This window comes from Photorhabdus namnaonensis (genome assembly GCF_001684335.1).
GTDB lineage: Bacteria > Pseudomonadota > Gammaproteobacteria > Enterobacterales > Enterobacteriaceae > Photorhabdus > Photorhabdus namnaonensis.
Genome location: NZ_LOIC01000082.1, coordinates 316,976 through 336,063, shown reverse-complemented (window position 1 = coordinate 336,063; position 19,088 = coordinate 316,976). Strand labels below are relative to the sequence as shown.

The window sequence follows — 19,088 nt, the reverse complement described above, 5'->3', positions numbered from 1 at the left end:
AATGGAAACCAGTATCCTAAAAACAACAGTAAAAAACTTTCTCGGCAACTCGCCAGATTGGTATAAGCTAGCTATCATCACTTTTCTCATCACCAACCCATTGATATTCTTCTTTATTAACCCATTCGTCGCTGGCTGGCTGCTTGTTGTCGAATTTATCTTTACGTTAGCAATGGCACTTAAATGTTACCCGTTACAACCGGGTGGCTTATTGGCAATTGAAGCGGTTATCATCGGCATGACCTCGCCTCAACAAGTGGGTCATGAAATTGCTAATAATTTGGAAGTTGTACTGTTGCTGATATTTATGGTGGCAGGAATTTACTTTATGAAGCAATTACTATTATTCGCTTTCACTAAACTCCTGCTCTCCATAAAATCTAAGCGCATGCTTGCTTTAGCATTCTGTCTGGCTAGTGCATTTCTGTCAGCATTTCTTGACGCGCTGACCGTTATCGCCGTGGTTATTAGTGTCTCCCTTGGCTTCTATTCCATTTACAACAATTTTATTACCGATCAACATAATGTCATTAATTCTACACATGACAATCACATTGACACAGCAAAAAAGAAACAAACTCTCGAACAATTTCGGGCTTTTTTACGCAGTCTGATGATGCATGCCGGTTTAGGTACTGCCCTCGGCGGTGTGATGACAATGGTAGGCGAACCACAAAATCTGATTATCGCCAAAAACGTTAATTGGGATTTTGTCACCTTCTTTATTCGCATGGCTCCGGTTACCTTACCTGTCTTTATTTGCGGGCTGTTAGTCTGTTTTCTGGTCGAACACTTTAAGCTGTTCGGTTATGGCGCCGAATTGCCAGAACGCGTCCGACAAGTGTTAGAAGATTACGATAAAAAAACCAGCGCAAAACGAACACGTAAAGAAAAAGCGCAACTTATTGCTCAAGCGCTGATTGGTATATGGCTCATTATCGCGCTGGCATTTCATTTGGCAGACGTTGGCCTGATCGGCCTTTCCGTCATTATTCTAACCACGTCGTTCTGTGGTATTACCGAAGAACATGCACTGGGTAAAGCATTTGAAGAGGCGCTACCATTCACAGCATTACTGACAGTCTTTTTTTCTATCGTCGCGGTCATTGTCGACCAGCAACTCTTTACGCCTTTTATTCAATTTGTATTACAGGTTTCTGAAACCTCTCAACTTTCTCTATTCTATCTGTTCAACGGTCTGCTCTCATCAGTATCAGATAACGTATTCGTTGGTACGGTTTATATCAACGAAGCGAGGGCTGCTATGCAAGAGGGGTTAATTTCACATAAACAGTTTGAATATCTGGCTGTCGCCATTAATACCGGCACTAACCTGCCTTCCGTTGCTACCCCGAACGGACAAGCGGCATTTCTGTTCCTGTTGACTTCGGCATTATCGCCGTTAATTCGTTTATCTTACGGTCGCATGGTGATGATGGCATTACCCTACACTATCGTGATGACTTTGGTCGGTTTGCTGTGCGTAGAATTTCTATTAATTCCAGTCACTGACATGATGGTTCAATGGGGCTTAATTGCCTTGCCATAATCAGCAATAATTTATTTCGTAACATAATCAATGCCGTATTGCACAGTGATTACGCGCAATACGGTTCTATTTTTTCTCCGAAAAAGCCAAATTCCCCTTAATTGACTTTTTTTGTCACCTGTAAGTCGGCAAAATAGGCGTTCAATTGTTTATCTTAATTTGCATGGAAAAACGGAAATGATGCGATTTTTAAACCACTGTTCTCAAGGACGAAGCGCATGGCTGTTAATGACCTTGACCGCCCTGATACTGGAAGGCTCGGCATTATATTTTCAACATATGATGAAATTACAACCTTGCGTGATGTGTATTTATGAGCGGGTTGCGCTGTTTGGCGTGTTAGGCGCCGGAGTATTGGGTATGATCGCACCCAAAACGCCGTTACGCTGGCTGGCTATTGTTTTGTGGATCTACAGTGCCTGGAGCGGCCTGCGACTCGCATGGGAACATACTATGATGCTATTGCACCCTTCGCCATTTAATACCTGTGATTTCTTCGTCAACTTCCCTTCATGGTTGGCGTTAAATCAATGGCTTCCTTCTGTATTTGAAGCTACAGGTGATTGTTCAGTAAGACAGTGGCAATTCCTGACATTAGAGATGCCACAATGGCTGGTCGGTATTTTCGCGGCTTATTTGATTGTTGCTGCATTAGTGTTGATTAGCCAATTTTTTAGCCGTAAATAATTTCCAACTTAGATAGTTGAAAATGATTGTCTAATGAATCAAATATACTCACAGAATCATGCCCAAGGCTGCCTATAATCGGATATTCCAACGGCATGTTTCTGCTCATATCAATTGCCTCAAATTGATGCACAAGAACCTTGCAATAACGCCCTTTCATCACAACGCTTACCATTTGCCAATTGGCAAACAGGTATTTGCGCACCATTTAATTGTATTGCTAACGCAGGCATACCCCCTGCATAAGAACAGATTGCCCTGGCATTATCCCTAAGAACAACTTCCGGTTGTGAATTTTCCGGTTGAAAGTATTGTATCCCCTGATATTGGGTAGATGTTTTCCCTGTCTGGCGACTACAACCCGTTAATACAGCAATACTCAAGAGTACTCCTAATAACACTATCTGGTATCCTTTCTTATTACTGACGTTTAACATATTTCTTCTCCAGAAAACGATTCAGGGAAAACAAAAACAGCGTTAACTGTTAATTAATGTGCACTGGTGTTAGAAAGCAAGTTTATTACCATAACACCGGCGACAATAAGAGACATACCTAAAATAGCCGCCCAATCCAGCTTCTGCTGATATAAAAATATCGCTGCGACAGAAACCAGCACAATACCCAAGCCCGACCATATGGCGTAAGCAATTCCTAATGGCACCACTTTAACCACTTGAGATAGCCCCCAAAAAGCAATGCCGTATCCAACAATGACCAGTATAGAAGGGAATAATTTACTAAACCCATCGGAGGCTTTTAACGAAGCCGTTGCTATAACCTCGGCAACAATTGCCATTGCTAAATATACAAATCCATTCATATTCTTACTCTCTATAGTAGAAACAACAAATCGACCAACATTAATAGATAAAAGGCTGAATCTATCACAAACCCTTTAAGGTGTAACGTAACAAAATTGATATATTTCGTTCCTTAAATCCAATTTAAGCTTTATTTACAGCCTGTCCACAGAAGTACTACACAAGCAGGAAAACCGTTGAATAGATTCTACAAGGAATATGAAAAAGTGCTAATGATAGGTTTCAGCTTTGAGATTTAGATCAGAATCATTCGCACGATAACCTTTAAGATGTCTAAGAAAACATAGCGCTGTAGAATTAAAAACCAGTAGATTTATAAGTTAAAAATAATCCTATCATTTGATTAAGTCATGATGGCGATGAAACTATCAGGAAGTTATGTTGCCCAACGTTGAGTCAACATGTTAAAAACGACCACCGGAACAAATAGAGTATATGAAAAGAAACATTCAACCCGGTTTCTGTATCGTACAGCAATTCACTGGATAATGACATATTTCATCACCATTAATATAAGCCTTATATTATGCTTGATATCAATGGCGATGTATTTACTATTAAAATACGCTTAGCTATTAAATGAAAAATAAGCGTATATATTGCATTTATCAATAAACCATCTCATCCCAGATACAATATCCTGATGTTCCCGCCATATGATGCCGACAAGTAATATTGACATACTGAACTGAAACAACTTCCTCCGGTTGACCGTTATTATCATTAATAACATGCGGATAATTAACATTTAAATCGCAAATTTTTGCTCCAGTGAGCAAAATGGAATAAAAAAGTTCCTGTGAACCTATTTGAGAAGTCCGATAAATATCAAACGTCAATTCCAGTTTTTCACGATTAGCTGCCGCGATCATGAGCAATGGAGAAGATTTATCTAATAGTTTAATGAAGTTTACCGGCTGGTAATTGACATGTTGAGCGACAGTCAGACCATGATTGAATTGCAACACCATAATTTGATTTTCATGTCCATTCTGATACCGATTGCCAATAGAATCCAAAGCTGAACATCCTTGAGAAATAAGTCCCTGAGATTCACCTTTTATCGTCACATAAATCATATTTGCCATAACTTTACCTACTTAGTTTACCTTATGTCCGAGTTCGCATTCTGAATTATTTTCCTTTGATTTCAAGAAGAGAATTGTAATGAATCGTTAGTTATCTTATATAAATGTAAATATTGCAGGCTTGTAGTCAGGACAAATATACAAACGAACTTCTTTCACTATTACTATCCTTTAGTATAGAAAAAACCGTAAATTAATCAATATCTACAGACAACATCAGATTGAATTTATCCATCACCTAACCCCTATAAATTCTCACTCTGTAGAGATTATAGACCCGTTCACTATATGTTGAAGATAATCCGATTATCTGATTAAGTGATGCTATCTAACGTTGAGTCAACATGTTAAAAGCCACTAGCGGACCAAATAAGGTATATGAAAAGAAACATACAGCCCGGTTTCTGTGTTGTACAGCAACCCGGAGGATTGAGCTTTCAAGCAAGTCTGTTATTCAGCCATTCAAATAGCGAAGCGGCCCGCTATTTTATGGAGTTAAATTCAAATTACCGATTCCTGAAACCGGGACAAATTCTGCTGGTGGCAGATCCAGATTCCTATAATCCCCCACATCTCATACAGCTATTGAAACAATCTCAATATGAAGTCAACCAATCCGTTTCAGCTCTGCCTGGTGAATCCGCAGCATTTTTGCATCGTCATTTTGGCCTATTTCACTATGTACTGGATCAGGGAGGAACCTTAGTTGGCACCGCATCATCAATGGGTGACACTTATTTCTCCCAAATTAAAAAGAATCTGTCAAAGTTACAGAATCTTTATGAAAAAGAATATCGGTTAAATGGGCTAAACCGAAAATTTATCAGTCACGAGTTTTATATAGAAAGACAGTTGATTATGGGTAACCTAAAGGAATTATTAAATAAATTTAGCAGACTCTCTTTGAAAATCGACCAACATCCTAATTTAAAACACGCGCTAAAATTATCAACCAAAGCCATTGCTCACCAATGGGATAAAGCAGGGATTGGCGCGATAAAGGGATATAGCCATATAATCACCCGCAGTGCTAAAATGGTTAAATGGATGAAATATGGCGGCCGAGTTGCCATTAGCCTGGATTTTATCGATACCACCGGGCAGGTTATTGATGCCTGTAATTATGGACAAACAGGACAATGTGAAAAAGTAGCTATCAAAGAATATAGTAAATTTTCCGGTCGGACAAGCCTGGGCTTTTGGGGAGGATATTACGGCGGAATTGCAGCAGGCACAGCATGTGTTGCTCTTGGAGCTGTAACTGATGGCTTAACTGCCGGACTTTGCATGATGGGCGGCGGTCTTGCTGGTGGTTATGCCGGTAGTAAAGGTGGAGAATGGCTCTTTGAACTTATTGTTGAATCTTCAATGGGACTTTAATATGAATAGAATAACTTTTATCATCTTGGTTATTTCTTTTATCTCTTCTAACATTTTTCTTATTATATCAATAGCCATTTACAAAATAAATCAAAAAAAGATGAATCAAATTATTGAATTATATATGGAAAAAGGTTTTTGCTTATCAACAGCAGCATACATGGGTCATTTGATGGGTATTCGTGGTCAGATTTATCCTGCCATATTTTTCTATAAACTATTGACAGGAAAAAGAATAAGAATAAATAGACCTGATAGTAAATATATGCCTAAAGAATCTTATAATTTCATTCAAAATTTACCCTCCAATTTAACCCACTGGATAAAGATATATTTTATCACCATTAATATAGGTGGTATGTTCTTCTTCATAATAATGATAACATTTCTATTTAGAGAATATTTTTAACTATACTGGACATTCAATGGGATTTTAATATGAATAGAGTCACTTTTATCATTTTACTTATTTCTTGCTCTTCTTTTATTGGTTTTTTTATTATATCAGCAGCTATTTACAAAATAAATCAAAAAAAGATGGATAAGATTATTGAGTTATATATGGGAAAAGGATTTTGTTTATCATCAGGAGCATACATAGGGCATTTTATGGGTATTCACGGTCAATTTTATACTGCCGCATTTTTCTATAAATTATTGACAGGAAGAAAAATAAGAATAAATAAACCTAATAGTAAATATATGCCACAAGAGTCTTACGATTTCATTCAAAATTTACCCCCCAATTTAACTCACTGGATAAAAATATGTTACATTACCATCAATATAAGTGTTGCATTTTTTATTATATCAATGGCAATATGCCTATTTCAAAAATACGCTTAATTATACTGAATACTCAATGGGCTTTTTATATGAACAGAGTCACTTTTATCATCTTGGTTATTTCTTATATCTCTTTCAATCTTTTTCTCATTATATCAATAGCCATTTACAAAATAAATCAAAAAAAGATGGATAAAATTATTGATTTATATATGGAAAAAGGTTTTTGCTTATCATCAGCAGCATACATTGGTCATTCTATGGGTATTCATGGTCAGATTCATCCTGCCGTATTTTTCTATAAATTATTAACAGGGAAAAGAATAAGGATAAATGAGCCTGGTAGTAAATATATGCCCCAAGAATCTTATGATTTCATTCAAAACTTACCCTCCAATTTGACCCACTGGATAAAAATATATTTCATCACCATTAATACAAGCTTTATATCCTTCTTTATATCAACAGTAACGGCTTTATGTCATAAATACTCTTATATTTTTAACTGAATTCAACTCAAAATACGCACTAAAATTTGGAGATCACATTAAGAATAAAAATGGAGAATGTAATGGATAAATCTGCTATTGAGTATTTTTTGGAGATGAATATGTACAGAATAATTCCTCTTGTTGTTATTATCTCTTAATCAGTTTATTATCTTTCGCTATTGGAATAGTATTTCTTACATATGATAAATATATCTTACCGTTTTTTAATTAAGACTTTTTTAGAAGAACACGTAGCTAGGAAGACTATAGGTAACTATGGATTTGAGAAAGCTGCGGAATTTACTGTAGATTTTTTATAGGAAATTAAATATGAGCATATTAGATTTGATAATGACAATATGTCTTTTCTTATCTCTTTTATTTTCGGTTATATCTATAGCCATTTACAAAATAAATCAAAAAAAGATGGATAAAATTATTGAATTATATATAGAAGAAGGACTTTATTTACCAACAGGCATAATAATAAAACGCTTCGGAAGGATGCGTGATCAAATTCACGTCGTTTTGTTCTTCTACATGTTGTTAATCGGAAAAAAAATGAAGATAAATCAGCCTGATAGTAAATATATGCACCAAGAATCTTATTACTTTATTAAAAATCTACCCTCCAGTTTAACGCATTGGATGAAAACATGTATCATTACCACTTATATAGGTGGAGCATTTGCTCTCATATCAACAATAATAATCTTAATTCAAAAACATTATTCATTGTGTTAAATGGATATGCGTAGCTGTCGGTAGTGTAGTAGGTGGAATTGCCGGAAGCACAGCAGGAGATCTTCTAATAGATAAAATAGTAAGTGAATAACATGAACATCTTAATCAATACAGTTAACTTTATCATGCTTTCTTTATTTTTAGTTAGTATGTTTTTGTTGCTATCTTTATTCATTTTTTATGGAATAAATAAAAAATCCTTCATAGAAATCAGAGACGAATATATAAAAAATGGGTTTCTCATACCACAAATCATATATGTAATATCGTTTTCTGGCTTCTATGGGAGTTATTATCTATCATGTTTCTTATACCAGATAATAACTAGAAGAAAGACTATAATATCTCGTGCTTTTATAGGTAATTCCATCCCGCAAGAAGCATATGAGTTCGCAAAGAGTATACCTAAAAAACTTGCATCAATAATGATTATCTATTATTATTTGTTCTCTGTCTCTATATTCTTATTCATTTTAAGCTGTCTAATTCTCTTGTTATACAAGTATTTAACGAATACATAAAACACACCTTATTGATTAAAACACAAACAGGAAATTAACATGAACAGATTAACTCTTATCATTATGACTATCCTTTATATTTTATTTATTGTTTTTTTAGTTGTATCAATCATTATTTACAAAATAAATCAGAGTAAGATGGATGAAATTATTGAATCATATATAGGAAAAGGACTTTACTTATCAGCAGGAGTAAAGTTGGGCCGTTTTTTGGGTGTTTATGGTCAATTTCAAGTTGCTATGTTTTTTTACCAATTACTCATTGGAAAAAGAATGAGAATCAATGAAAAGGATAGTAAATATATGTATAAAGAGTCCTACGACTTTATCCAGAGATTACCGAAAAATATGACAAGTTGGTTAAAACTCTATATTTTAACCACCTCCATCAGTATATTATCTTTCTCTATCGGAATGATATTTGTTTTATATTTCAAATACATCAAATAGACTATAAATTTATATTCAACATTCAATTGAATATTAGTATGAACAGAGTCACATATATCATCTTATTTATTTCATATATTTCATTCACTATTTTTATTATTATATCAATAGCCATTTATAAAATAAATCAAAAAAAGATGGATAAAATTATTGAATTATATATAGAAGAAGGACTTTATTTACCAACAGGCATAATAATACAACGCTTCGGAAGGATGCGTGATCAGATTCACGTCGTTTTGTTCTTCTACATGCTGTTAACTGGAAAAAAAATGAAGATAAATCAGCCTGATAGTAAATATATGCACCAAGAATCTTATAACTTTATTCAAAATCTACCCTCCAGTTTAACGCATTGGATGAAAACATGTATCATTACCACTTATATAAGTGCAGCATTTGCTCTAATGTCAACAATAATAATCTTAATTCAAAAATATTATTCATCGTGTTAAATCTATTTAAGAGGCTCAATAAACATCAAATGTCAGTTCCAGTTTTTCATGGTTAGCATCCGCTATCATTAACAATGGTGAAGATTTAATGACGTTTAGCATCTAGAATATAGGCAATCCTCATCTGCCATACAGAAAAAACTGTCAGTCCATCCGCATTAACAGGTAAAAACGAGCGGAAGCTATCACAAACTCTTTAAGGTGTTAAGGTAACAAAAATGGTATACTCCACCGCCTAAATCCCATTTAAACATTATTTACAGAGCGTCCGTGGTGGATCAGAAACAACAATATAACCTGAACAAATTACAGAAACGTTTACGCCGTGATGTCGGTCAGGCAATCGCTGATTTCAATATGATTGAGGAAGGCGATCGCATTATGGTCTGCCTTTCTGGTGGTAAAGACAGCTATACCCTGCTGTCCATCCTGCAAAATCTGCAAAAAAGCGCTCCGGTTAATTTCTCACTTGTTGCAGTTAATCTGGATCAGAAACAACCCGGTTTTCCTGAGCATATCCTGCCCGCTTATCTGGATGAACTGGGTGTCGAATATAAAATTGTCGAAGAAAACACTTATGGCATAGTGAAAGAGAAGATACCCGAAGGTAAAACAACTTGTTCTCTCTGCTCCCGTTTGCGCCGTGGCATCTTATATCGTACAGCCACTGAGTTGGGCGCCACGAAAATTGCATTAGGCCATCACCGAGATGATATTTTGCAAACCCTATTTCTCAATATGTTTTATGGCGGCAAACTAAAAGGTATGCCGCCAAAGTTAATGAGCGATGATGGTAAACATGTTGTTATTCGCCCTCTCGCCTATTGCCGCGAGAAAGATATTGAACGCTATGCAACCGCTAAAGCATTCCCGATCATTCCTTGTAATCTCTGTGGTTCACAACCCAATCTGCAACGTCAGGTTATCAAGGATATGTTACGGGAATGGGATAAGCGTTATCCCGGCAGAATTGAAACCATGTTTCGTGCGGTACAAAATGTCGTTCCGTCGCATCTCAGCGATTTTAATCTATTCGATTTTAAAAATATCACTCACGGCAGCGAAGTGATTGATGGTGGCGATCTCGCCTTTGACCGCGAAGAATTACCCATACAACCCGTCAGTGATATAGAAGATCAATCCGATTATCAATCAGAACGACTGGATGTTATTGAAGTCAAATAGCTATTCTTACTGCCTATCCCAATAGCAGGATCTTAATCATACCGCTCTGGATATATCTCAGAGCGTTAATTTCCTCTTCTCTTTCGCCTTGATTTTTATTTATTTTCCTCCACAAAAATGAAAAATAAAAAAAAGCCGACATTAGAAATTAACATCGGCACAAGAATGGGCAATTATTCTGTATAAAGACTTATGTGAGAAAAACTACAATTACGGAGAACAACGTTCATCGCTTAACGTTGTTTTCACCTGCGAGAGTTATCATGCCTCAATGAGGCTTGGTGAATATTGATATATCTCAAATTAAGAACCGATTTTTGTAACACTTTCTCGCAGCCGTGTTTCATCTCTCCAAATAACTATTTAATCTTCATAGCCATTTACTTCTTTTTAACCACCAAGCAACAAATATAATCAATCCCAATAACAGCAAACAAAAAATACTAAAACCCAGATGGTTTTCATTACCAGGAATACCGCCAAGGTTGACACCAAATAATCCAGTCAGGAATGTTGTCGGTAAAAAAATCATGGCAAATAATGACATAGTATAAGTACGACGGTTCATCGCATCCGCCATCATGGATGTAATTTCATCTGAAATAATCGCTGTGCGAGCAATACAACCATCCAAATCATCCAATTCCCTTCCCAAGCGGTCAGATATTTCCTGCATTCGATGACGATCTTCATCACTCATCCAGAGTAATCTTTCATTGGCGAGACGAGAAAATACATCTCTTTGAGGCGCCATATAACGGCGCAGAATAATCAATTGTTTGCGCAGTAAAGCTAATCCACCCCGCCCCGGTATCCGTTGCTCAAGAATCATATTCTCAAGCTCAATAAGGTTGTCATGCAGATCTTCAATAAAATTACCCACTTCATCGGTTATTGCATCAGCCATTTCAACCAACCAGTGCCCGGTCGTTTTCGCGCCTATCCCATTCTGTAAATCACTCAGTACCTGTTCAAGTGAATGAACTTTACGATGGCGACTGGAAACGATAATTTCAGAATTAATATAAATACGGAACGTGACCAGTTGATCGGGACGTTCACTTTTATTGCTATTAATTGTTCGCAGCGTAATCATCGTACCATCGCCGGTACGAACTATTTTCGGCCTAAAACTCTCTCCGGCCAGCCCCTTTTTGACTGTTGCCGGCAATAAATCAGTGTCCATTATCCAACGATAACTTTTGGGATTGTGGTAATCCAGATGTTGCCAGAAAGGTTGAGCTGGTGTGGCTAATCCATTCCTATCAATCGGTGTCATACCGCCTTGTCCGTCAAACTGACAAGCATAGACCGCATCAGCCTCTTGCAATGATGAACCATAAATGGTTTCCACATCCAGCTCCTTACCCTTAGTGCTTAATTATGTACATAGTGTGACTATATGCCACGTCTTCTGGATTGGTGATCGGGTATCCTTTTAACCAAGGCTTTATCAATCTGCCGTTAGTGTATTGATAAATCGGTGCGATAGGCGCCTGTTCAGCAATCATTTGCTCCGCTTTGTTATAATCATCGTTTCTTAAGCCATCATCTGTTCGCAAACTAGCAGATTGTAGCAGTTTGTCATAATTTGCCTGATGGAATTTAGCAATATTGCCACTATGTGTTGATGTTAACAGGCTTAGAAATGTAGAGGGTTCGTTATAATCACCCACCCAAGATGCACGAATAACATCAAAATTACCCGTATTACGGCTATCAATATAAGTTTTCCATTCCTGATTCATCAAACTTACTTGCACCCCCAGTTTTTTCTTCCACATAGAGGCAATAGCAATCGCAATTTTCTGGTGGTTTTCAGAATTATTATAGAGTAGAGAAAGTTTCAGTGGATTATTCGGCCCGTAACCAGCCGCTTGCAACAAAACCTTAGCCTGTTGGTCCAGTTCTGCCTGTGTGTGTTGTTCCATGTCACTGAGCGCAGGATGAAAACCCGCGGTCACATCCGGCGTAAAATGCCAGGCTGGTTTTTCTCCTGTCCCCAAAACTTTTTCCGCAATGACTTTACGGTCAATCGCCATAGAAAGCGCTTTACGCACTCTGGCATCATTAGTGGGCGCGCGTTGGGTGTTAAAAGCGTAATAATAGGTTCCTAACTGATCCGGCGTATAGACTTGCCCGGGTAATTCATGCCGCAATTTTTTATACATATTTTTCGGGAAGGATTCGGTGATATCCAAATCATCCGCCAGATAGCGTTTAGTCGCGTGTGATTCCTGATTAATGGGTACAAATGTGACTTTGGTTAGGACGGTTTTTTTATGATCCCAATAATAAGGGTTTGGTGTCAGAACGATTTTCTCATTAACAATTCGATCATGTAATTTGAAAGCGCCATTTCCCACCAAATGACCAACCTTTATCCACTCTTTCCCATATTTCTCTACTATTTTCTTATTTACCGGATAGAGACTGAAATTCGCCGTCAGGCTAGGGAAATAAGGCACAGGCCGGTTTAACGTCACCTTTAGTGTGTGCTTATCAATGGCCTGAACACCCAGTTTTGCCGGCGGCAGTTTGCCGTCAATAATTTCCTGAGCATTTTCAATACCCGCAAGTGCGGCAAACCAAGCAAAAGAAGAGGTATTAACCGGAGTGACCAACCGCTGCCAACTATACACAAAATCTGTCGCAGTAACCGGTTCGCCATTTGACCAACGGGCATCAGAACGCAATGTAAAAAACCAAGTTTTGTTGTCTGCGGTTTTCCACGCTGTCGCGACGCCGGGAATGGCCTTGCCATACGCATCCTGATTCACCAACCCTTCAAACAGATCACGCTGAACTTGCGCTTCTGTCAGACCCACGGCATTAATCGGGTCTAAGGACGCCGGTTCGTCCTTTAGGTGACGCACCAGTTCCTGTTTGTCATTAAGCTGAGCGCCCGAAGGAACTTCCGCAGCAAAAGCAGAAACAGTGATAAAAGAGCTTTTGATAAGTAGTGCACAAGAAATCAGATTGAAATAACGCATAAGGTAATAATCTGCCCTGTTATAAAATAAATATCCCAGTACTAAATTATAAGCCATTGTCGAAATGACACAATCAGACAATTTTACTCTCACAGGTACTATTTTTGATGGGCAAGAGCCGAATATTCTTCTACACTGGGCAATCGTGGTTCATTTATCAGAGGAAGAAAACGATGACACAAACAGTAAAATTTCAAGGCAATGATATCTCCGTAAGCGGCCAGTTCCCAAAATCAGGGGAGAAAGCGCAAGATTTTACTCTGACAGCCAAAGATCTCTCCGATGTCTCTCTTAGCCACTATGCCGGAAAGCGTAAGGTGCTGAATATTTTCCCAAGTATCGATACCGGTGTTTGCGCGGCATCAGTACGTAAATTCAATCAGGTAACGAATGATTTGGAAAATACCGTCGTACTGTGCATTTCCGCTGATCTGCCTTTTGCTCAATCCCGTTTCTGTGGCGCAGAAGGGTTATCAAATGTCGTCACGCTCTCTACCCTGCGCGGCGGTACTTTCAGTGAAGATTATGGCGTTGCCATCAGCGACAGTCCTCTGAGAGGTCTCACAGCCCGTGCGGTCATTGTGCTTGATGAAAGTGATAATGTGATTTATAGCCAACTGGTGGATGAAATCACTAATGAGCCAGATTACGATAGCGCACTGGCCGTACTGAAATAGATCCCATGATTTATACCCTATGGATTTCAAGATGCATCGCGACGGCAAGGGAGTGAATCCCCGAGAGCATAGGTAACTATGTGACCGGGGTGAGCGAGTGCAGCCAACAAAGAGGCAACTTGAAAGACGACGGATATATATAATGCCCACTTCCGGTGGGCATGATCTTACTCGTCATCATCCGGCTCATATTCGGTAGCGTGTTTCCTGCTACTCAAACCATATTCTCTCAATTTATTGGCAATCGCAGTATGCGATACCCCTAGACGTTTAGCCAGTTTACGCGTACTTGGATAGTGCCGATAAAGACGTGTCAACACCGAACGTTCAAAACGTTTACTGATTTCATCCAGAGAACCGTTGAACACATCTTCACTAAAAGACACCTCTGTTTCAAACTCCGGTAATTGTATATCCCGCGGCGTCAGCTCCATATTTTCAAGCTGTGTCAATGCCCGATAGATGGCATTTTGTAACTGCCTTACGTTACCGGGCCAACTGTAACTGGTCAGGAAATGGGGAAGTTCAGGGGACAGTTTAGGCTTCAATACCCCCTGTTCTTCAGCAAAACGCTCAATAAAATACTCCACCAGCGGCATAATATCCGCTTTACGATCACGCAACGGCGGAAGTGTAATCGCCAACACATTAAGGCGATAATAGAGATCTTCGCGAAATTCCCCCCGTTGGACTAATTCAACCAGATTTTTTTGCGTAGCACAGATAACTCTGACATTCACTTTGACTTCGTTTTCTTCCCCTACTCGGCGAAAAGTCCCATCATTCAGAAAACGCAGGAGCTTAATTTGCATCTGTGGCGACATTTCACCAATTTCATCCAGTAAAACAGTGCCGCCATTAGCCTGTTCGAAGAAACCTTTCTTTCCTTCAATCGCATTAGGATAAGCGCCGGCGGCATAGCCGAACAGCTCACTTTCTACTACATCATCCGGCATTGATGCGCAATTCAACCCCAAGAAGGGCTGTTTTCCGCGTAAGCTGTGCAAATGACAAGCTTTTGCCAGAATATCTTTGCCCGTTCCTGTCTCGCCAATCAGCAGCAGCGGCGCATCCAACATCGCCATTTTACGAGCCTGCTCAATGAGTTGAGTCATTTTTGGGCTAACAGCGATAATTTTCTTAAACTCACTCCCGTCATTGACAGTCAGTTTTTTCAGTTGATTCCCTATTCGGGCAGCAGATTTGAGCATAATCACCGTGCCGACACACTGCATTTTTTGCTTTTCATCCATCAGTTGAATGGGCGTAATATCCATCAGGTAGTCCAGACCTTTAAGAGTTACTCTTTCCACACGTTGTTGGATATTTTTGCTCTCAAACCAGCGTGAGAAGTTATAACCGCTGATAAACTGCCCAATAGGTTTTTGATAAGTTTGCTCCTCGCTCACCCCAAACAACTTAAACACCGCAGAGTTAGCAAGCTCAATATTTCCTTTCAGATCAACTGAAAAAACAGGCTCAGGCAAGGACTCCAACAGTGCGCACATCGCTTTGTGTTCTCTTTCCGAAGGCATAAAAGAGACGGTACGAACATCAATAACACCATTAATACGGCGAATTTCCGCCATCAATTTACGAAATACATTGAAATCAACAGGTGAAAAATTAAGGTAAATCCGGCCGATTTGGGATATTTCTATCCCTTTTAAATCAATATTCTCTAATACCAGTAGATCGAGTAATTCACGGGTAAGCCCAATTCGATCATGGCAAATAACTTCTAAGCGCATCTGTTTTGACCTTATTTACACTAATACATATAATTTTTTAAAATACTACTCTCTACGATTATTCATATGAAGCATTCTGTCAGTAAAAATTGACCAGACTCCGGTTTTTTCAATGTCGTAAATAACATAGCATTTGAAACTTTCACTAAAATAAACAAATTCTACAATTGATTATAAGACAGATTAATAAAATAACGTAAAACGTTTTCGTTATCTGGATATTTTGTGCCTTCATATAGAATTAAAGTATATATCATTTAATCAACTATATTCTTAGATTTATTTGGCAGGATATTCTTAAGTTGAGTGATCAACTGACGACGGAAATCTCCTAATTTAGGTTTATCACCTTCTATCCAAGGTAATGGCCTGCATAATTCCATCGCTTTAATACCCAACCGGGCGGTCAGTAAACCTACACCGATACCTTGGGCGGCTCTGGCGGAAAGACGCGCGGTGATATCTTGTGATAACCAATCCATACCCACTTCCCGCACCATTTCTGAGACGCCAGAAAAAATAATATTCAACAGAACAAGGCGGAAAAGCCGAATTCGACTGAAATATCCCAGTTCAATACCATATAAACCTGCAATTCGATTAATTAGCCGGATATTACGCCAGGCAATAAATGCCATATCGACAACCGCCAACGGGCTAACCGCTATCATTAATGCCGACTCCGCAGCATAGCGGCTGATTTCAGTTCTGGCTTGCGTATCCAAAACAGGTTGAACCCATTTACTGTACAACAACACCACTTCACGATCATTATGTGTATCATGTAAAGCGGCCCGCCAGCGCTGTAACGCAGGGTTATGCTGTTCGATACCTGCTTGACTTGCCAATCTCTCACAAAATTCTCGGCCTTTACCCACACCATGATGCTGTAATAACTCCTTCGCCGTATCGCGTTCTTCAGACCGCATTCTTAACCGATAAAGACGACGCCACTCACTGGCAAGAGAACCTATACCGGCAAAGACAATCATGCCCCCTGCCGCCGCGACACCTAATGCGCTCCAATCCTGTTGCTGCCATGATTGATAAATCCACTGCACAAACTGAGCAACAGCGCTCACGCCCAGTAAAACCAGAGCGCCATAGACCATTTTACGCCAGCAACTACGCTTAGGTTTCAGCGCTGCATTCACTATCCCTTCTATCTGACCTTCGCGCTCTTCAACCTCAAGTTCTGGTGAGATAGGGCAAAAATTCTCTGTCTCTTTCTCATCAAAGATCTGAGCGGGTTTTAAAACCGGCTCTCGCGGCCCTGATAAGGGTTCTTGAAAGTCAATTCTTGGCTTCAAAGGTTCCGTCATCTCACTTTATCTCCCACTAAAAATTCCAGCACAGTATCTAACCGGATATGAGGCAATGGTGTATCAACATTGACCGGACAAGGACTAAATTCCTCGAAACAGAAACCCTGTTTTTGCCAGAAATTATCATCAGGTAAACGCCGCGGCACTTCACCGGGAAAAAATGTCAGTGATTTACCATCTGTAAGTCGATATCCTTTCAATGCCGGAATCTTTTCACCATGATGTTCAATCATGCCGCTTTCTGTCGCCCGTACCGACGCCAGGCCGACACAATCCATGCTGATACCTTCAAAAGCCGCATTTTGTCTGGCTTCCTGAACCAACTGTTGCAGTAAAGACACCAAATTAGCATGTTGATCCGCGGTAATATGATCCGCCTTACTGGCAGCAAACATTAATTTATCTATACAAGGGGAAAACAGACGGCGGAAGAGAGTGCGTTTACCATAATGAAAACTCTGCATTAGTTGTGTCAGCGCCAAACGCATATCATTAAATGCTTGTGGTCCACTGTTCAATGGCTGTAAACAATCTATCAACACAATCTGCCGATCAAAACGTAGAAAATGTGCTTTATAAAACCCTTTCACAACCGACTGACAGTAATATTCAAAGCGCTGACGTAACATACCGATATTGGTATGTTGATCTGCCTGAGCAAATTGTGATTCAGTGATAGGGTTGATATCCGGCCACGGGAAAAATTGCAAAGCCGGAGCACCCGTCATATCACCGGGCAGAACAAATCTCCCCGGCTGAATAAAATGCAACCCTTGCTCTTTGCATTTAATCAAATATTCCGTATATGCCTGAGCAATAGCAGCCAATAGATTCTCATCTGCGGGGGCCAGCGGATCACATTGTTTGCAAAGCTCCAGCCAAGGCTTTGCCCATTCAGCTCTTTGTCCCTGCAATAAGCTATTCATCTGGTGGGACCATGTTAAATAACTTTGTGCCAACATCGGTAGATCTAACAGCCATTCACCGGGGTAATCCACGATTTCCAGATATAACGTGGCTGTTTCTTTAAAATGACGCAGCAGAGAATCCTCAGAACGGTAACGAAGCGCCAGACGGATTTCACTGACACCCCGTGTCGGGGTCGGCCATGAAGGTGGTGTGCCGTAAAGTGCGGTCAACCCTTCATCATAAGTAAAACGGGGAACGCCTAAATCGCGTTGAGGAACCCGTTTTACACCCAACAAGCGACCGTCACGCACAGCGGAAAATAGCGGCAACCGAGCGCCGCTATGGAGGTTAAGTAGCTGATTAACCAGAGATGTGATAAACGCGGTTTTACCACTGCGACTTAATCCTGTCACCGCTAACCGTAAATGGCGATCCATCCCACGATTAACCAACGCAGTTAATTCATTTTGCAGCCGTTTCATATCTCTCCTGTGTAGATCTATAACTTCAAACCTTAGGCCACTGCTGTGCCCCATGCAAAAAATGGATAACTTCAATACGCTTTAAACGTGGTTTAACTCGATACACAACAATAAAAGGAGTTCCGTTGATAACTAATTCGCGAGTCCCTTTGACGCGCCCCGGTCGGCCCATTTCAGTCTGGTAGGGCAGCAAGTCAGTCTGATATTCGATTTCGTCTAGCTGGCCTAATGCTGCAATAGGATCATCTTGTGCAATAAAATCGATTGCAGCTTCTCGGACACGGTTAGCACGAGGTGTCCATACCAACTCCATCATTTAACTTTTCCTGCAATTCGTGCTTGCAGGACTTCTCGTTGACGCTGCATCTCTTGTTTGGCAGATTCATGAGAAACCCAAACAGTGTTAGGATCATCTGCTTCATTGAGACCCTGTTTCACTTGTTCCCGGAACCATTTATCGTGTTCTACCGCTTCGTGAGCTCGCTTCAACGCCTCGGCGCGGTCAGGTCGGGTTCTGTGGGTAACCTTCTGATCCGGCTCCCATTGCTCAACATTAAATGCCCCCACAACTAGCCCAAGACCTTTCAGTAGTGTGAAAGCTTGCACAGGGTTGCCAAAACGGCGCGGTTCCTTGCTACGCGCTTTAGTAAGCACCGCCTCCTCCCCTTTTAGGGTGTCTATTTGAACAATGAAAGAGCCGCCTTCTGCCTTGAGAGTAACACCGGCGACACCGCCAGAATTTGTAGTAGCTCGTAACTGCTCCAAGGTAAACGTGTACATGGTTATCTCCA

The 19,088-nt window shown here is 39.7% G+C and carries 20 protein-coding genes; 10 read left to right on the top strand and 10 right to left on the bottom strand.

All coding sequences use genetic code 11. From position 1 onward, the window contains the following. The first annotated feature begins 1 nt into the window (after nucleotide 1). Both nhaB and dsbB read left to right on the top strand, forming a co-directional pair. The gene (gene nhaB, locus Phpb_RS18045) at nucleotides 2-1,549 is read left to right on the top strand and encodes a sodium/proton antiporter NhaB (RefSeq protein ID WP_065391544.1); all 1,548 of its coding nucleotides are present in this window, start codon (nucleotides 2-4) and stop codon (nucleotides 1,547-1,549) included. A gap of 177 nt (nucleotides 1,550-1,726) precedes the next feature. Continuing rightward, the gene (gene dsbB / locus Phpb_RS18040) at nucleotides 1,727-2,236 is read left to right on the top strand and encodes a disulfide bond formation protein DsbB (RefSeq protein ID WP_065391543.1); all 510 of its coding nucleotides are present in this window, start codon (nucleotides 1,727-1,729) and stop codon (nucleotides 2,234-2,236) included. A gap of 119 nt (nucleotides 2,237-2,355) precedes the next feature. On the opposite strand, the gene Phpb_RS18035 is transcribed toward dsbB, so the two are convergent. The 3 genes from Phpb_RS18035 to Phpb_RS18025 form a co-directional block, all read right to left on the bottom strand. Beyond that, nucleotides 2,356-2,673 carry a putative hemolysin gene (locus tag Phpb_RS18035; protein WP_065391542.1) on the bottom strand — a complete coding sequence of 106 codons (318 nt, stop codon included), beginning with the start codon at nucleotides 2,671-2,673 and terminating at the stop codon, nucleotides 2,356-2,358. Nucleotides 2,674-2,726: 53 nt separating this feature from the next. Next, the gene (locus Phpb_RS18030) at nucleotides 2,727-3,059 is read right to left on the bottom strand and encodes a DMT family transporter (protein WP_065391541.1); all 333 of its coding nucleotides are present in this window, start codon (nucleotides 3,057-3,059) and stop codon (nucleotides 2,727-2,729) included. A 609-nt stretch (nucleotides 3,060-3,668) separates the two neighbouring features. Then, nucleotides 3,669-4,148 (bottom strand): Hcp family type VI secretion system effector, encoded by a 480-nt coding sequence (locus tag Phpb_RS18025; RefSeq protein ID WP_065391540.1) that lies wholly within the window; start codon nucleotides 4,146-4,148, stop codon nucleotides 3,669-3,671. Nucleotides 4,149-4,526: 378 nt separating this feature from the next. On the opposite strand from Phpb_RS18025, the gene Phpb_RS18020 reads away from it, so the two are divergent. The 7 genes from Phpb_RS18020 to ttcA all read left to right on the top strand — a co-directional run bounded on the left by Phpb_RS18020 (nucleotide 4,527) and on the right by ttcA (nucleotide 10,160). After that, a complete protein-coding gene (locus Phpb_RS18020; RefSeq protein ID WP_065391539.1) occupies nucleotides 4,527-5,528 on the top strand; it encodes a hypothetical protein in 1,002 nt (333 codons plus the stop codon). 1 nt (nucleotide 5,529) lies between these two features. Further along, nucleotides 5,530-5,937 carry a hypothetical protein gene (locus Phpb_RS18015; RefSeq protein ID WP_065391538.1) on the top strand — a complete coding sequence of 136 codons (408 nt, stop codon included), beginning with the start codon at nucleotides 5,530-5,532 and terminating at the stop codon, nucleotides 5,935-5,937. Between the two features lie 29 nt (nucleotides 5,938-5,966). Further along, a complete protein-coding gene (locus Phpb_RS18010) occupies nucleotides 5,967-6,374 on the top strand; it encodes a hypothetical protein (protein ID WP_065391537.1) in 408 nt (135 codons plus the stop codon). A gap of 29 nt (nucleotides 6,375-6,403) precedes the next feature. After that, entirely contained in the window at nucleotides 6,404-6,823 is a 420-nt protein-coding gene (locus tag Phpb_RS18005) for a hypothetical protein (RefSeq protein ID WP_065391536.1), read from the top strand. A 312-nt stretch (nucleotides 6,824-7,135) separates the two neighbouring features. Beyond that, a complete protein-coding gene (locus Phpb_RS18000; RefSeq protein WP_065391535.1) occupies nucleotides 7,136-7,549 on the top strand; it encodes a hypothetical protein in 414 nt (137 codons plus the stop codon). Between the two features lie 560 nt (nucleotides 7,550-8,109). Then, complete coding sequence (locus Phpb_RS17990; protein WP_065391533.1) at nucleotides 8,110-8,520, top strand: hypothetical protein; 411 nt, start codon at nucleotides 8,110-8,112, stop codon at nucleotides 8,518-8,520. 710 nt (nucleotides 8,521-9,230) lie between these two features. Beyond that, nucleotides 9,231-10,160 carry a tRNA 2-thiocytidine(32) synthetase TtcA gene (ttcA, locus tag Phpb_RS17980; RefSeq protein WP_205634804.1) on the top strand — a complete coding sequence of 310 codons (930 nt, stop codon included), beginning with the start codon at nucleotides 9,231-9,233 and terminating at the stop codon, nucleotides 10,158-10,160. Nucleotides 10,161-10,530: 370 nt separating this feature from the next. On the opposite strand, the gene zntB is transcribed toward ttcA, so the two are convergent. Next, a complete protein-coding gene (zntB, locus tag Phpb_RS17975; protein WP_065391530.1) occupies nucleotides 10,531-11,514 on the bottom strand; it encodes a zinc transporter ZntB in 984 nt (327 codons plus the stop codon). 16 nt (nucleotides 11,515-11,530) lie between these two features. Next, nucleotides 11,531-13,153, bottom strand: a complete 1,623-nt coding sequence (locus Phpb_RS17970) for a peptide ABC transporter substrate-binding protein (protein WP_065391573.1) — start codon at nucleotides 13,151-13,153, stop codon at nucleotides 11,531-11,533. A 173-nt stretch (nucleotides 13,154-13,326) separates the two neighbouring features. Here Phpb_RS17970 and tpx point away from each other — a divergent pair, with 173 nt between their 5' ends. Further along, nucleotides 13,327-13,830, top strand: a complete 504-nt coding sequence (gene tpx / locus Phpb_RS17965; RefSeq protein ID WP_065391529.1) for a thiol peroxidase — start codon at nucleotides 13,327-13,329, stop codon at nucleotides 13,828-13,830. Between the two features lie 167 nt (nucleotides 13,831-13,997). On the opposite strand, the gene tyrR is transcribed toward tpx, so the two are convergent. The 5 genes from tyrR to Phpb_RS17940 form a co-directional block, all read right to left on the bottom strand. Continuing rightward, nucleotides 13,998-15,581 carry a transcriptional regulator TyrR gene (gene tyrR / locus Phpb_RS17960; RefSeq protein WP_065391528.1) on the bottom strand — a complete coding sequence of 528 codons (1,584 nt, stop codon included), beginning with the start codon at nucleotides 15,579-15,581 and terminating at the stop codon, nucleotides 13,998-14,000. A 257-nt stretch (nucleotides 15,582-15,838) separates the two neighbouring features. Continuing rightward, on the bottom strand, nucleotides 15,839-16,903 hold the full coding sequence (locus tag Phpb_RS17955) for a YcjF family protein (protein WP_065391527.1): 1,065 nt from the start codon (nucleotides 16,901-16,903) through the stop codon (nucleotides 15,839-15,841). Beyond that, entirely contained in the window at nucleotides 16,900-18,297 is a 1,398-nt protein-coding gene (locus Phpb_RS17950) for a YcjX family GTP-binding protein (RefSeq protein WP_065391526.1), read from the bottom strand. The genes Phpb_RS17955 and Phpb_RS17950 overlap by 4 nt, the downstream gene beginning before the upstream one ends. Nucleotides 18,298-18,322: 25 nt before the next feature. Further along, complete coding sequence (locus Phpb_RS17945) at nucleotides 18,323-18,613, bottom strand: type II toxin-antitoxin system RelE/ParE family toxin (protein WP_240492601.1); 291 nt, start codon at nucleotides 18,611-18,613, stop codon at nucleotides 18,323-18,325. After that, nucleotides 18,610-19,077 (bottom strand): hypothetical protein, encoded by a 468-nt coding sequence (locus Phpb_RS17940; protein ID WP_065391525.1) that lies wholly within the window; start codon nucleotides 19,075-19,077, stop codon nucleotides 18,610-18,612. The genes Phpb_RS17945 and Phpb_RS17940 overlap by 4 nt, the downstream gene beginning before the upstream one ends. Between the last annotated feature and the right edge of the window lie 11 nt (nucleotides 19,078-19,088).

Excerpts from the sequence above, each read along its gene's own strand:
- nhaB (WP_065391544.1), top strand. The coding sequence starts at position 2 with ATGGAAACCAGTATCCTAAAAACAACAGTAAAAAACTTTCTCGGCAAC.
- dsbB (WP_065391543.1), top strand. The coding sequence starts at position 1,727 with ATGATGCGATTTTTAAACCACTGTTCTCAAGGACGAAGCGCATGGCTG.
- Phpb_RS18035 (WP_065391542.1), bottom strand. The coding sequence starts at position 2,673 with ATGTTAAACGTCAGTAATAAGAAAGGATACCAGATAGTGTTATTAGGA.
- Phpb_RS18030 (WP_065391541.1), bottom strand. The coding sequence starts at position 3,059 with ATGAATGGATTTGTATATTTAGCAATGGCAATTGTTGCCGAGGTTATA.
- Phpb_RS18025 (WP_065391540.1), bottom strand. The coding sequence starts at position 4,148 with ATGGCAAATATGATTTATGTGACGATAAAAGGTGAATCTCAGGGACTT.
- Phpb_RS18020 (WP_065391539.1), top strand. The coding sequence starts at position 4,527 with ATGAAAAGAAACATACAGCCCGGTTTCTGTGTTGTACAGCAACCCGGA.
- Phpb_RS18015 (WP_065391538.1), top strand. The coding sequence starts at position 5,530 with ATGAATAGAATAACTTTTATCATCTTGGTTATTTCTTTTATCTCTTCT.
- Phpb_RS18010 (WP_065391537.1), top strand. The coding sequence starts at position 5,967 with ATGAATAGAGTCACTTTTATCATTTTACTTATTTCTTGCTCTTCTTTT.
- Phpb_RS18005 (WP_065391536.1), top strand. The coding sequence starts at position 6,404 with ATGAACAGAGTCACTTTTATCATCTTGGTTATTTCTTATATCTCTTTC.
- Phpb_RS18000 (WP_065391535.1), top strand. The coding sequence starts at position 7,136 with ATGAGCATATTAGATTTGATAATGACAATATGTCTTTTCTTATCTCTT.
- Phpb_RS17990 (WP_065391533.1), top strand. The coding sequence starts at position 8,110 with ATGAACAGATTAACTCTTATCATTATGACTATCCTTTATATTTTATTT.
- Phpb_RS17970 (WP_065391573.1), bottom strand. The coding sequence starts at position 13,153 with ATGCGTTATTTCAATCTGATTTCTTGTGCACTACTTATCAAAAGCTCT.
- tpx (WP_065391529.1), top strand. The coding sequence starts at position 13,327 with ATGACACAAACAGTAAAATTTCAAGGCAATGATATCTCCGTAAGCGGC.
- tyrR (WP_065391528.1), bottom strand. The coding sequence starts at position 15,581 with ATGCGCTTAGAAGTTATTTGCCATGATCGAATTGGGCTTACCCGTGAA.
- Phpb_RS17955 (WP_065391527.1), bottom strand. The coding sequence starts at position 16,903 with ATGACGGAACCTTTGAAGCCAAGAATTGACTTTCAAGAACCCTTATCA.
- Phpb_RS17950 (WP_065391526.1), bottom strand. The coding sequence starts at position 18,297 with ATGAAACGGCTGCAAAATGAATTAACTGCGTTGGTTAATCGTGGGATG.
- Phpb_RS17945 (WP_240492601.1), bottom strand. The coding sequence starts at position 18,613 with ATGATGGAGTTGGTATGGACACCTCGTGCTAACCGTGTCCGAGAAGCT.
- Phpb_RS17940 (WP_065391525.1), bottom strand. The coding sequence starts at position 19,077 with ATGTACACGTTTACCTTGGAGCAGTTACGAGCTACTACAAATTCTGGC.